At 45.0% G+C, this 13,156-nt stretch carries 12 protein-coding genes; 8 read left to right on the plus strand and 4 right to left on the minus strand.

What is annotated here, in order from left to right; all coding sequences use genetic code 11:
• Window positions 1-74 precede the first annotated feature (74 nt).
• The 4 genes from AB4Z08_RS00530 (at window position 75) to AB4Z08_RS00545 (ending at window position 4,065) form a co-directional block, all read left to right on the plus strand.
• Entirely contained in the window at window positions 75-1,292 is a 1,218-nt protein-coding gene (locus AB4Z08_RS00530) for a serine hydrolase (RefSeq protein ID WP_441571807.1), read from the plus strand.
• A 25-nt stretch (window positions 1,293-1,317) separates the two neighbouring features.
• Window positions 1,318-2,058, plus strand: coding sequence for a DUF4397 domain-containing protein (locus AB4Z08_RS00535; RefSeq protein WP_441571808.1), 741 nt, complete (start codon window positions 1,318-1,320; stop codon window positions 2,056-2,058).
• 195 nt (window positions 2,059-2,253) lie between these two features.
• Window positions 2,254-3,393: a pyridoxal phosphate-dependent aminotransferase gene (locus tag AB4Z08_RS00540; protein WP_441571809.1), complete on the plus strand. Its 1,140-nt coding sequence runs from the start codon at window positions 2,254-2,256 to the stop codon at window positions 3,391-3,393.
• Between the two features lie 141 nt (window positions 3,394-3,534).
• Window positions 3,535-4,065, plus strand: a complete 531-nt coding sequence (locus AB4Z08_RS00545; protein WP_441571810.1) for a DUF7935 family protein — start codon at window positions 3,535-3,537, stop codon at window positions 4,063-4,065.
• On the opposite strand, the gene AB4Z08_RS00550 is transcribed toward AB4Z08_RS00545, so the two are convergent.
• Window positions 4,066-4,974, minus strand: coding sequence for a M23 family metallopeptidase (locus tag AB4Z08_RS00550; protein ID WP_441571811.1), 909 nt, complete (start codon window positions 4,972-4,974; stop codon window positions 4,066-4,068).
• 96 nt (window positions 4,975-5,070) lie between these two features.
• Here AB4Z08_RS00550 and AB4Z08_RS00555 point away from each other — a divergent pair, with 96 nt between their 5' ends.
• The gene (locus tag AB4Z08_RS00555; protein WP_441571812.1) at window positions 5,071-6,618 is read left to right on the plus strand and encodes an acyl-CoA mutase large subunit family protein; all 1,548 of its coding nucleotides are present in this window, start codon (window positions 5,071-5,073) and stop codon (window positions 6,616-6,618) included.
• A 25-nt stretch (window positions 6,619-6,643) separates the two neighbouring features.
• Window positions 6,644-7,537 (plus strand): class I SAM-dependent methyltransferase, encoded by an 894-nt coding sequence (locus AB4Z08_RS00560; protein WP_441571813.1) that lies wholly within the window; start codon window positions 6,644-6,646, stop codon window positions 7,535-7,537.
• 107 nt (window positions 7,538-7,644) lie between these two features.
• Here AB4Z08_RS00560 and AB4Z08_RS00565 read toward each other — a convergent pair whose 3' ends face one another.
• Window positions 7,645-9,807 carry a S46 family peptidase gene (locus AB4Z08_RS00565; protein ID WP_441571814.1) on the minus strand — a complete coding sequence of 721 codons (2,163 nt, stop codon included), beginning with the start codon at window positions 9,805-9,807 and terminating at the stop codon, window positions 7,645-7,647.
• A 168-nt stretch (window positions 9,808-9,975) separates the two neighbouring features.
• On the opposite strand from AB4Z08_RS00565, the gene AB4Z08_RS00570 reads away from it, so the two are divergent.
• Together AB4Z08_RS00570 and AB4Z08_RS00575 are read left to right on the plus strand one after the other, a co-directional pair.
• Complete coding sequence (locus AB4Z08_RS00570; RefSeq protein WP_441571815.1) at window positions 9,976-11,055, plus strand: sensor histidine kinase; 1,080 nt, start codon at window positions 9,976-9,978, stop codon at window positions 11,053-11,055.
• Window positions 11,056-11,058: 3 nt separating this feature from the next.
• Window positions 11,059-11,751, plus strand: coding sequence for a LytR/AlgR family response regulator transcription factor (locus AB4Z08_RS00575; protein WP_441571816.1), 693 nt, complete (start codon window positions 11,059-11,061; stop codon window positions 11,749-11,751).
• Window positions 11,752-11,760: 9 nt separating this feature from the next.
• Here AB4Z08_RS00575 and AB4Z08_RS00580 read toward each other — a convergent pair whose 3' ends face one another.
• Window positions 11,761-12,252 (minus strand): hypothetical protein, encoded by a 492-nt coding sequence (locus tag AB4Z08_RS00580; protein ID WP_441571817.1) that lies wholly within the window; start codon window positions 12,250-12,252, stop codon window positions 11,761-11,763.
• 1 nt (window position 12,253) lies between these two features.
• On the minus strand, window positions 12,254-12,964 hold the full coding sequence (locus AB4Z08_RS00585) for a dioxygenase family protein (protein WP_441571818.1): 711 nt from the start codon (window positions 12,962-12,964) through the stop codon (window positions 12,254-12,256).
• Window positions 12,965-13,156 lie beyond the last annotated feature (192 nt).

Genomic DNA, 13,156 nt, shown 5'->3' on the forward strand with positions numbered 1-13,156 from the left:
AAATCTGCTGATCCTGGATTCTGGTCTTTTTAATAATATTCCTTTGCTTTACAATCAATAACAACGACAAATATATGCAAACCCAACATTATCCGGCAACAGATAATTTTCTGGATGCTTTGCTGAAAAGTCAAAAAAGCCAGTTAGGCGCCGTTTTCAGCGACCCTGCCTCCTACCGATTACAGGTAATTTTCACCCGGATAGACCGGGATGAGCAGCAATTGCCGCATTTCACAGACTATTTCTATGGCGTTCCCCCGGATACCTACTTCTACCCTGCTTCCACGGTAAAATTACCGGCAGTAGCCCTGGCACTGGAAAAGCTGAATGATCTGGGTTTGCCGGGCCTTCACCGGAACACGCCTTTATTTACGGATCCGCTACCGGATATTAATACCGGAGTTCGCCGTGATCATTCCGCCGCTTCCGGATTGCCGTCGGTGGCGCATTACATCAAAAAAATATTCCTGGTCAGTGACAACGATGCCTTTAACCGGTTATATGAACTGATAGGTCAGGAACATTTTAACCGGCGCCTATGGGAAATGGGCTATGATCAGGCCCAGATCCGCCACCGGGTGGGGCTTCCCCTCTATGAAGCCGCCAATAAACACACCAATGGCGTAGTATTTCAAACGGGGAATGTGGTCCACTATCAGCAACCGCCACAGCATAGCGGACTTACCTTTCCACAACGGGAGGACTTCGCCGGAAAAGCATATTATAACCACCTGGATAAGCTGGAACGCCGGCCCATGAACTTCTCCCATCGCAACAAACTCCCACTCACTCACTTACACAACATATTGCGCAGCATAATTTTTCCGGAAGCTGTAACAAATCAACAACGTTTCCGTTTAACAGAAGAAGATTATCATTTTTTGTATCAGAGTATGTCACAATATCCGGAGGAATCAACCGATCCAATATATGATCCGGAACAATATTACCAGGCATATACAAGATTTTTGCTTTTCGGAGGAGAGAGAGATAGCCGGATACCACCACATATCAGGATATTTAATAAACCAGGATGGGCATACGGATTTCTAACCGATACCGCTTATATTGTGGATTTCGCCAACAATACCGAGTTCTTATTATCGGCGAGCATCTTTGTAAATACAAGCGGGATACTGGGAGACGACCAACAGACTTTTGAAGAAACAGGTAAGCCCTTTCTCAGGGCATTGGGACAAGTGATTTATACAGCGGAGCTGGCACGTCATAAACATGTATTGCCAGACCTTTCCCGCTTCAGACCAAACAGCGAAAAAACAACTGATCAATAACACAAATTAAAAAACTGAGAGCAAAATGCTAACCAAGAAAAATCGCGTATGGGCCGCAGCAGCCCTGTTGACCGTAGTTACCGGAATGACATCCTGTTTGAAAAATGATAACAATGTCACCCCTCAGCGGCAAACGGCCAAAGTCCTCGTTATTAACGTATCCAACAGCGCCGTTCCTGCCAGTTTTTACGATAATGGCCAGAAAATAAGTAAAGACGGTGCTAGTATTGGCTTCAACTTCATAGCTCCATATAATGCTTTGGGCGGTGCGCATACCTTTGAACTGAAGAAATTGACGGGAGATAGTGTAATTGCCACCAGCAATGCCACTTTGGATTCCAACCTTTACTATACACATGTTATATTTAACAACCCGGTAAAGTCTATCACAGTGCTGAACGACCTGGCCTCTGCGAGTCAAACAAAAATCAATATCCGTTGCTTTAACCTGTCTCCGGCTCCAGCCGCTGATCCTGGCCAAAAAGTAGATTTTTATATCGGTAGTGAGAAAGTAGACAGTAACCGTGCGTATATGTCCATAGGTGAATTGGCTTCTTCTACTACATTTAAGCAGTTCAGCAACTTCAGTGTGAATAACACTGTTACCATTAAGAAAGCAGGTACTAATGAAACATTGGCAACCAATAACAAACTAACTATCAGTGCTTTTAGTACCGGTCTCGTATATACCCTGTACTTTGCAGGTACTCCAGGCAGCACTGGTACAGATAAACTGATAACGGATGCTATTCCCAGCTACTATTAATAAATAATAAATTATCATCCATACAAATGCATAAGGGGCCGTGATTACGGCCCCTTCTGCATTGCGGTAGCAGCCAGGTATCATCTTTCCATGTATTATCTACTTTTTTTCTGTAGGTTTGTTCCGGTACAATGTTAAGATATGAATCAACTAGCAGAAAGGCTGTCACGGATTTCCGAGCCTCAAACAATTAAAATGGCTAAACTCGGCCGCGAGTTGAAAGCCCAGGGTATAGACATCGTAGACCTTAGTATCGGAGAACCGGATTTTGATACCCCGGCACATATCCGGGAAGCCGCCAAAAAGGCGATTGACGAAGGGTTTACGCACTATACACCCGTGGCTGGCTATGCAGACGTAAGACAGGCTGTAGTACACAAACTTAAGAGAGATAACGGTCTTGACTATACGCCGGAACAGATTGTTGTATCCACCGGCGCAAAGCAGTGCCTGGCCAATGCAGTGCTGAGCATTGTAAACCCGGGTGATGAAGTCATCATACCAACTCCTTACTGGGTTACCTATTCAGAACAGGTGAGTCTTTGCCAGGGAGAAGTCGTATTTGTTCCCTGCAGCATTGAAAACAATTATAAAATTACACCGGAACAGCTGGAAGCGGCCATCACGCCTAAAAGCAGGCTGTTTATGTTTTCCTCTCCCTGCAATCCTACCGGATCCGTATATTCAAAAGAAGAGCTGGCAGGACTGGCGGCTGTATTTGCCAAACATCCACAGATCTTTATCATCTCTGATGAAATATATGAGTATATCAATTACGTTGGTAACCACGAAAGCATCGCGCAGTTTGGTGATCTGATCAACCGCACCATCATTATCAATGGATTGAGCAAAGGCTTTGCCATGACAGGCTGGCGTTTGGGCTACATGGCGGCACCGCTGGATATAGCCAAAGCATGTGATAAAGTCCAGAGTCAGTTTACATCCGCTACCTGCTCCATCACGCAGCGGGCGGCTATTACCGCCCTTACCGGCGAGTTGACTACTGCGGTAGAAATGGTGGCAGAATTCAAAAAACGGCGTGCTTACATACATGAAGCCCTGAAAACCATTCCCGGCTTAAAAGTGAATGATCCGGAAGGCGCCTTCTATATGTTTCCTGATGTAAGCGCATTCCTGAATAAATCATTTGAAGATTCATATATCAAAGATGCAGATGACCTCTGCATGTATCTTCTTCATAAAGCCCATGTGTCTACCGTTACCGGTGGTGCGTTCCAACAGCCTAACTGCATCCGCCTGTCTTATGCCACCGGCATGGATAAGCTGGAAAAAGGGGTGGAAAGAATGAGAACCTGGCTGGGGAAACTGGCATAGGAAATAAGAATTACGAATTAAGAATTACGAATTACGGAGTATAGCATGATCTTCGGGGCATCCACCACTCCCGTAATTCGTAATTCTTAATTTGTAATTATATATAATATTATTATATATTTGTGCGCATAAAGTATAAAGATGGATGTGAATCTGACTAATTTCCTGTATGTGGCCCTTGCAGTAGGTGCAGTAGCTATCGTATATCCGACCGTAAGAGATCTTTTCAAAAAAAACAAGCCGGAAGATGCGGCTGCAGAAGAGAAACAGCCCACAACAAATGCAGCAGTACTGCCTTTACAGTTGCAGGCATATGAGCGGATGGCATTGTATGTAGACAGGATTACACCACAAAGCCTGATCGGGCGTATCTATCAGCCGGGCTTACTGGCTGTGGACATGCAGATAGCGATGGTGCAAAATATCAAAGCAGAATACGAACATAATGTAACGCAGCAGATCTATGTATCTGCCATGACCTGGGAAGCGGTAAAAACATTAAAGGAACAAACCATTTCCGTCATCAACCAGGTAGCGGTACAATTAGCACCGGATGCACCGGCTATGGAGTTGAACAAACAGATACTGGAAGTCTTTTTACAAGCCGGCGAATCTCCTGCTGAGCTTACCTCCCAGATCATCAATGCAGAAGCAAAACGACTGATGCGATAATCATTTTGTCCGGATCACTTCATCCAGCAAATAACCTTTTCCGTTAAACAGTATGTAAAGTGGTTTTCCCTGGTACCAGGGAATGCCGGCTGTTTTGGCATGTACCTGTATGTGCAGATGGGGTTCGGTACTAAAGCCCGAATTACCTACGCAGCCCAGTGGATCGCCCTGTTTTACATACTGACCTTCCTTTACGGTAACACTTCCCATTTTAAGATGGCCCATAAACACGTAATAGCCGGGCGTTTCCAGTAATACCTGGTTGGTATTCTTTGGTCCCCGGTCCATCGCGGGCGGAATATTGTCGGGATTATTACTGTAAGCCCTTATAACGAGTCCATCGCAGGGTGCATATACCGTATCACCGAAGATGGTATAATCTTCCAGATGGCGGGAAAATATTTTATTCCCACGGCCACCTGTGCTGTTCAGTTTCACAATATCCATCGCGTATACAGCACCACGTAAACTAAAGTGAAATACATTGGTGGGCAATCCTTTACCCCCCTGTAACACATAGTATTTGCCAGATTTAAAGGGCAGCGACAATTTCACAGTATCCGGTTTACCGGTAGTGCCGGTAAAGTAAAGTATACTGAGTAAGATGAATACAGCGGATAGTACAACGTTGCTCCGCTTCTTCCAACCGGGTGTAGGTTTGGCAGCATGATCATGCTTACGCAACACATAAGCTGCACAACAGGCCAGTAATAAACCGCCGAAAACGTAACCGGTATAAATGGACAGGTATACCCAGGTACCATACAAATACAAAAACACTGCCATTGAAAGGCCCAGCAACAAATAAGTGTAAGTTGCTGACAACGGCCTGCTGCCAGCTTTCCATACCAGGTATAAACTATACAGCGCCAACGCGAGGGTAATGCCTAATAAACAATAAATGATCATAATAGCCAGCCAACTTTCACACAAATTATCAATATTTTTCTCAGCGGCGAAGTACCATAATAATTATGTAACATTGCAACGCTAGTTTTAGATACTATGGAAAAGACCATTCAAACCGATTCGGGCATCGTTATAGCACCGCTGTATACCCAGCCGGTGGCTATGGAAGAACAACCCGGCAGCTTTCCTTATACCCGGGGCATACACGCTACCATGTACCGCGATAAGCTGTGGACCATGCGCCAATATGCCGGATTCAGTACTGCGGAGGAATCGAATAAACGTTATCATTACCTGTTAAGTCAGGGTGTAATGGGACTGAGTGTGGCATTTGATCTGCCTACACAGATAGGCTATGATTCTGATCATCCCATGTCTGAGGGAGAAGTAGGTAAAGTAGGGGTAGCCATAGATTCGCTGGAGGATATGGAAATACTGTTTAAAGATATTTCTCTTGAACAGATATCTACCTCCATGACCATCAATGCCACCGGGTTTATACTGCTGGCCTTTTATATTGCACTGGCCAAAAGGCAGGGAGCGGATCTGAAAAAAATTTCCGGCACCATACAAAATGATATCCTGAAAGAATATGCGGCCAGAGGCACTTTCATTTATCCGCCCAAACCCTCTATGCGTTTGATCACGGATATTTTTGCCTATTGCAGCAAAGAAGTTCCCAAGTGGAACACCATCTCCATTTCCGGTTATCATATCCGGGAAGCAGGCGCTAACGCCGTGCAGGAGCTGGCCTTTACGCTGGCTAACGGTAAAGCCTATCTGAAAGCAGCCCTGGAAGTAGGATTGGACATCAACGTTTTTGCAAAAAGGTTATCCTTCTTTTTCAATGCACATAATCATCTTTTTGAAGAAGTAGCCAAATTCCGTGCAGCCAGGCGCATGTGGGCGCATATCACCCAATCACTGGGTGCTACCGATCCCAAAGCACAAATGTTGCGTTTCCATACACAAACAGGCGGCAGCACGCTGACTGCACAACAGCCGCAGAATAATATTGTGCGCGTAGCCATCCAGACACTGGCGGCTACGATGGGAGGAACCCAATCACTGCATACCAACGGCTACGATGAGGCGTTGTCGTTACCTACGGAAGCCGCTGCACGTATTGCCCTCCGCACGCAGCAGATAGTTGGCTACGAAAGTGGTGTAGCAGATACGGTAGATCCGCTGGCCGGCTCTTTTTATGTAGAAGCGCTGACCAATGAAGTAGAAAGCAAGGCCTGGGAGCTGATTAATAAAATTGATGCCATGGGCGGCGCTGTCAGTGCCATTGAACAAGGATTTGTGCAGGATGAAATTGCCCGCAGCGCTTACAGATACCAACAGGAAATTGAGAATAATGAAAAAATTATCATCGGTGTCAATAAATTTACGGCAGCAGACCAGATAGCGCCGGAAGTTTTCCGCATCGATGACAGCATCCGTATATTGCAATCAGAACGTCTGCAGTCACTGCGGGCGCGCCGCGACAATGCAGCAGTACAAAGTTCCCTGACACGGATCAAAGACGCTGCCGGCACCAGTGAAAACCTGATGCCGCTGGTAGTGGAAGCAGTGGAACATTTAGCCACATTAGGCGAAATAGCAGATGTACTGAGAGAAGTATGGGGAGAGTATAAATAATTATATAAGCGTATTCAACAATCAAATGAGTTTAATCTATCACAACAACTGCCCGCTTTGTGGATCATCACAAATACATGAAGCGCTTACTGCCAAAGACTATACTGTATCAAAAGAAACATTTAATATCTTCCATTGCGGAGGCTGTGGTGGCCGGTTTACACAAAACGTACCTGATAGCGCTCACATAGGTCGCTATTACCAGTCGCAGGAATATATTTCTCATTCTGAAACGAAACAGGGACTCATTAACCGTTTATATCACAGCGTCAGAAAGATTACGCTGCGCTCCAAGCAAAACTGGGTGCGCAATGCGGCTGGTATCAAACAGGGAACTTTGCTGGATATAGGCAGCGGCACCGGCGCCTTTCTGCATTATATGCAGGTAGGCGGATGGACAGTAACCGGTTTGGAACCGGACGAAAATGCCCGCCGGAATGCCAAAGAAATTTACAATATTACAGCGCTCCCTATTGAAGAGTTATATACTTTACCTGCGCAGCAATTTGATGCGATTACCATGTGGCACGTACTGGAGCATGTACATGAACTGCACCGCTACCTGGATCATATCCGCACATTGCTGAAACCCGGTGGATCCCTGCTCATTGCGGTTCCTAACTACACGTCTTCCGATGCTGGTTATTACAAAGAATACTGGGCGGCCTATGATGTCCCCAGACATCTGTATCATTTTTCACCAGGATCTATGGAGCAATTATTAACACAACACAAGATAAAGCTGGTAAAAAAACACCCGATGGTGTTTGATGGCTTCTACGTAAGCTTACTCAGCGAAAAATACAAAACAGGTAAAAGCCGCCTGTTCCAGGGATTTTTCCATGGTTTCCGTTCTTACAGAAAAGGATTAAAAACAGTAGATCAGTGTAGCTCTATTGTGTACGAATGCAGAATTTAGCTTTTAGCCATTAGCTTTTAGTAAAAATGCAGCGAAGATCAACAGATGATTGTCTTCGCTGCATTTTTACTAAAAGCTAAAAGCTAACGGCTAAAAGCTAAAAAAGCTTACATCAACTTCATCTCCTCTACCAACCTGGTACATCCGGCATATTTATCAATAATAAACAGCACATAACGGATATCTACCATGATATTACGGCAAATAGTAGGATCATAGTTAATATCACTCATAGTACCTTCCCAGGTACGGTCAAAATTAAGACCGATCAGATGTCCGTAAGCATCCAGTGCAGGGCTGCCGGAGTTACCACCGGTAGTATGATTGGAAGCAATGAAGCAAACCGGCATTTTACCATTTACGCCATAGCGGCCATAATCTTTTTTCTTGTAGAGTTCAATCAGTCGGGCCGGTACATCAAATTCATAATCACCGGGAATATATTTCTCCATCACCCCATCGAGGTAGGTATAAAAATCGTAGTGAATAGCATCACGCGGATTATAGCCATCTACCTTACCATATGTTACGCGAAGGGTGCTGTTGGCATCCGGATAAAAACTTTTTTTGCTGCCCATCACATCCATCTGCGCCTGCATATAGGTACGTTGCAGGTTATTGATGTTGGATTGAATATCGGCCAGCGGCCTGCTTACATTATCTACAAATCCCTTGCGCATTGCCATTACCAGGCGGGTGGCAGGATCTTTCCACATTTGCGCCACTACCGTATTATAGGGTTGCTGCATAAATGTTTTCAGTTTTTCGAGAGATGTTAAACCGGATAAAGCATACAGTTTATCCGCCATTGCGCGGCCATCTTTATTATTCTCCTGCCAGATCTGTGCAAATTCGCTGCCGGCATATTGTGACGGTACACCTTTAGCGTAGAGATTCGTGAGGCTGGCACAAATATCATGATCTACTTTTGCATTGTAGTTCTGGTAAAACGGCTGCATCGTTGCCAGGAATTGTTCGCGCATGGTTTCGTATTGCCCCTCCCCTTTTTCATGTACATCATTCAGGAAAGTGATCAGGCGATCCCCCACAGTAAACAGTTCCACATTTTTCACCAGTTCACTGTAGTAGTCACGGGTTTGTGCGTAGGGTTGTATCTGCAGGTAATAAGCATTCAGGGAATCCAGTACGCCGCTGTATTTTTGTTTCCATACAGGGTTGGCCTCCATCAGCTGACGATAACTGGCTTCATACTGTAGTTTCTTACCGATGCCATTGGTTTGTTTCACGCCCTGCATTTCTCCCATCCATTTTTTCCAGTAGTTGGCCGTACCCGCATATTTGGCAGCATATTGAATTTTGATCTGTTGATCTTTGCGCATGTAGCTATCCATAATTTTGAGAGCAGCGTCCCGCATCTCTACTTTAGCAGCATCTACCACTTCCACGGTTTGTTTTACTGCTTCAGAAGGCAGGTATTCCGTGGTACGGCCCGGGAAACCCATGACCATAGTAAAGTCGTTTTGTTTTACGCCTTTCAGGGAAATGGTCAATGCATATTTAGGCTTTAAAGGCACATTATCAGCTGAGTAAGGAGCCGGGCGACCATCTTTGCCCGCATAGATACGAAACATCGAGAAATCGCCTGTATGACGCGGCCATACCCAATTATCTGTATCTGACCCAAACTTACCGATAGAAGAAGGTGGTGCTCCTACCAATCTTACGTCCCGGTAAGTTTCTGTTACAAACAGAAAATACTGATTGCCTTCATAAAATGGTTTTATCATCGCATCCTGCCAGCTTTCTTTGCGGGCAGCCTGTTTAATCTCGTTTAAACGCTTGTCTATCGCAGATTGACGTTCTCTTTCGCTCATGCCGGGTTTTACATCCTGCAGGGCGGCTTTGGTAACGTCATCAATACGTACAATAAAGGTGGCAAAAAGGCCCGGATTAGGTAGTTCTTCCACGGCAGTTTTAGCCCAGAAGCCATTTTCCAGGAAGTTATTCTGCAGGGAGGAATGCTTTTGAATAGCATCATAGCCACAATGGTGGTTGGTCAGCAATAATCCCTGTTCCGAGATCACTTCTGCTGTACAAAAGCCGCCAAAGCTGACAATGGCATCTTTGAGGCTACCTTTATTAATGCTATAAATATCCGAGGCATTGATTTTCATGCCCATTCCTTTCATCTCTTTCTCATTGAGACCGGATAGCAGCTGTGGCAGCCACATTCCTTCTGTAGCATAAGCTTGCCGCGCAAGTACGAGGAGTACTAATAACAGCACAGGTTTCGCGATTCGTTGCAACATATCTGATATTCTTTTTATAAAACAGGCAATTTACTATAATTCGGGGAGGGTGGAAAAGATAACCCGGTGTTTCCTATCATTCATCGACATAAAGCAGGTATTTACAGAGATCCCATAGATTATCTGAACAGATTACCAGAATTTCATCCATATATCTATCTGTCGCAAATGTTCCGGTTAAAATCCTCGGTAGTAATAGCACACATTACAGGGTGGCTGATATGCCTGAGTTTACCCCTACTGTTTATCAGCGGGCAAACGGGCGACCGTAAGGCACTCTCCATTTTATTTTCAACAGATTACCTGGTTTTCCTGGTAACCTATATTGCATTATTCTACTTCCATACCACTTTCCTGTTTCCCCGGCTGTACTTCCGGAAACAATATCTATTATACTTTCTGGCTGTTTTCCTGCTGCTGATCATGGTCAATTATATGCGTCCCTTCGATCATCTGTTTACCCGGTTACCACATCCTCCCCATGAAATGCGCTGGCATCCACCTATGCCACCCGACCATGGGGACGCCGACATGCAACCACCCGGCAAACCACCGGTGAGAGTGGATATGGTCAGCGACTTTCTTTTCCTCCTCACCATTTCACTTAGTATTGCCACTGAAACTACGCGCCGTTGGCGGCAAACCGAGAAAAGAGCCCTATATGCAGAAACCCGCAAAACTCAGGCAGAACTATCCTTTCTAAAAGCCCAGATCAACCCACACTTCCTGTTTAACACCCTTAATAATATTTATTCTCTTGCCATGACCCGTAATGAAAATACGGCGATGAGCATTATGAAGCTATCCAACATGCTCCGCTATGTGACAGAAGATACCCGGCACGACTATGTATTGCTGGAAAGCGAAATTGATTGTTTACGCGATTATATAGATCTTCAGAAACTCCGCCTCACCACCAAAACAAAGGTCAACTTCTCTGTGACCGGTAGTCCGGGTATCAAATGTATTGCACCACTGGTGCTACTCCCTTTCCTGGAAAACGCTTTCAAATATGGGGTGAGTAACCATGAGCCCTCGGAAATTAATATACAGCTGAATACCTCCGAAAATCATATTCACTTCTTCTGCAGCAATAAACTGTTCAGAATTACACCGGATAAAAGCCGTACGGGTATTGGTATTTCCAACACCCGGCAAAGACTGGATCATTTATATCCTGACAAATATGAATTGCAGATCAGTGAAGACAATGGCGCTTATGCGATTACATTACAATTACAGGTATAACTGATGGAGATAAAATTTATAGTGATAGATGATGAACCACCCGCCTTGCAGGTGATAAAGACCTATGCACAGAAGTTTCCCTGGCTGAAGTTGCTGCATACTTTTGAAGATGCCATATCGGCTTCCGAATACCTGCGCCAGGTGCCGGTAGATCTTATCTTTCTTGATATCCACATGCCGGATGTAAACGGACTGGATCTGGCCAGGGGCCTCACCAGCAGCCCGATGATTATTTTCACCACCGCTTACCGGCAGTATGCTTACGAAGGTTTTGAGCTGGATGCCATCGATTATTTGCTGAAACCTATTCCGTTTCAACGCTTTGAAAAAGCAGTGCAAAAAGCACAAACCTATCTTCTGCAACAGCAACAGCCCCCTGCTACAGAAAGCCTGCTGGTGCATTCCTCCTACCACACGGTGAAAATACTGTTACATGAAATTGTATATATAGAAAGCATAGAGGACTATATCCGGATACATCTTACCCAACGGGCGCCGGTTCTCACCCTGATGACATTGAAAAAAATGATGGAAAAGCTGCCAGCTGGCAGGTTCCGGAGAATCCACCGCAGTTATATTGTGGCGGTAGATAAAGTACGCGCCGTTATTAACAGGAAAGTGAAACTTTCTTCCGCAGCGGAACTACCGGTAAGTGACAGTTACAGCGACTTTATCCGTGACTGGAAACAACAGTAAATAGCTGGTTTAAGCCAGCTCCTCGTAATTACAAATCGAAATATCCTCCCTTAACTTAAGTGTAAAAGTATCTGTGGTATCCTGAAATCCCAACAGCAGGTAATCTCCTATTATGCTGTGGAGCAGCAGTGGTGCCGTATAATACAGGATTGCTACTTTATGCGCCTGCCGGTCCTGCGTGTCGGACGCTATTATTTTAAACTGGTGGCGGTCGAAAGACAACTGGATATTTCCTAACGTATCCCAGGTATCTGGCACCAGCTTGTTCAGTGACTGAATATACAGGCCCACAGCAAACCCTGTTTTATAGTGCAGGGAATTGGCCCTGGGTTGCTGCGCCACTATTTCAGCAAAAGTCCGGTATTGCGCGGCCTGATTATATACCTGTGATTGCAGCAGGAATTCCTCATAGGAATCATGGAATACCTGCTTTGCAAATGGAGTAGTACCTGTAGCATCAATCAACTGGCGGATGACCAGTCTGATCATTATTTTACTCATATTATCCTGCTATATAAATAGGGTGAACGAGATCATATCCTCCGCTGCTGTTGGCAGTTACAGTGGCCAGCTCGCTGGATAAAGAATCGCTAAATACCATGTCCGCACTGTTTCTGGCGATGCTGCTATTTTGCCCGTGTGCCGCATATAAAGTTGTTTTATACACCGCAGTATTGATATCATCCGGGAAGGCGATTTGTGTAGTACACTTCAGTTTATTATCCACATATATCTGGGCATGAATGTGCGTGACCCTGCCTTCATACCAGCCGGGATAAACAGATGTAAACTTCACTTGCCCTGCAGCATCCGTGTACTGCAGTCCTCTGCAAAACACCAGTGCAGTATTATCCTGGTTACCCAGGTAGCCCCTGTTACTATAACCTGAGTAATAGCCATCTTTATCACAATGCCAGATATCTACTCTTGCATTCGCCAATGGTTTACAGCTATCGTTTGTGTTCAGCACATCCAGAACGATAGATAGTGGTATGCCATCCTTACCATCGGTGATATCCACGCGTTGTATGGATGATCCACGGCTGATGTACAAAGGATAAGGGCCATCGGTTTCTTCCGGAGACACGGTACAGGCGTCATTATTTCCGGCAGGATCTGCTGTGTTACTTTTTTTACAGGCTTCTATCAGCACAGGCACTGCAGTGGCACTGATGAAGAGTTGTTTCAGGAATTTTTTACGGGTGTTTTCCATCGCATCAATTTTTGATCTTTCCTAAAGATTCCGATTATGCGGAGGAAAGACAAAAATTATAGATGAACAGGCGGGATGTACCGGAGAATAAATAAGAGGGGATATAAAAACAGTATTTCCGGCCTGAAATCTTTTGATAACAGTATTTATTCCGGGAGAGAGATCCCGTAATAATGCTGCTCCAGCATCAAA

The sequence above is a fragment of the Chitinophaga sp. RAB17 genome (genome assembly GCF_052114225.1).
In the GTDB taxonomy this organism is placed as follows: domain Bacteria; phylum Bacteroidota; class Bacteroidia; order Chitinophagales; family Chitinophagaceae; genus Chitinophaga.

Excerpts from the sequence above, each read along its gene's own strand:
- AB4Z08_RS00530 (WP_441571807.1), top strand. The coding sequence starts at position 75 with ATGCAAACCCAACATTATCCGGCAACAGATAATTTTCTGGATGCTTTG.
- AB4Z08_RS00535 (WP_441571808.1), top strand. The coding sequence starts at position 1,318 with ATGCTAACCAAGAAAAATCGCGTATGGGCCGCAGCAGCCCTGTTGACC.
- AB4Z08_RS00540 (WP_441571809.1), top strand. The coding sequence starts at position 2,254 with ATGGCTAAACTCGGCCGCGAGTTGAAAGCCCAGGGTATAGACATCGTA.
- AB4Z08_RS00545 (WP_441571810.1), top strand. The coding sequence starts at position 3,535 with ATGGATGTGAATCTGACTAATTTCCTGTATGTGGCCCTTGCAGTAGGT.
- AB4Z08_RS00550 (WP_441571811.1), bottom strand. The coding sequence starts at position 4,974 with ATGATCATTTATTGTTTATTAGGCATTACCCTCGCGTTGGCGCTGTAT.
- AB4Z08_RS00555 (WP_441571812.1), top strand. The coding sequence starts at position 5,071 with ATGGAAAAGACCATTCAAACCGATTCGGGCATCGTTATAGCACCGCTG.
- AB4Z08_RS00560 (WP_441571813.1), top strand. The coding sequence starts at position 6,644 with ATGAGTTTAATCTATCACAACAACTGCCCGCTTTGTGGATCATCACAA.
- AB4Z08_RS00565 (WP_441571814.1), bottom strand. The coding sequence starts at position 9,807 with ATGTTGCAACGAATCGCGAAACCTGTGCTGTTATTAGTACTCCTCGTA.
- AB4Z08_RS00570 (WP_441571815.1), top strand. The coding sequence starts at position 9,976 with ATGTTCCGGTTAAAATCCTCGGTAGTAATAGCACACATTACAGGGTGG.
- AB4Z08_RS00575 (WP_441571816.1), top strand. The coding sequence starts at position 11,059 with ATGGAGATAAAATTTATAGTGATAGATGATGAACCACCCGCCTTGCAG.
- AB4Z08_RS00580 (WP_441571817.1), bottom strand. The coding sequence starts at position 12,252 with ATGAGTAAAATAATGATCAGACTGGTCATCCGCCAGTTGATTGATGCT.
- AB4Z08_RS00585 (WP_441571818.1), bottom strand. The coding sequence starts at position 12,964 with ATGGAAAACACCCGTAAAAAATTCCTGAAACAACTCTTCATCAGTGCC.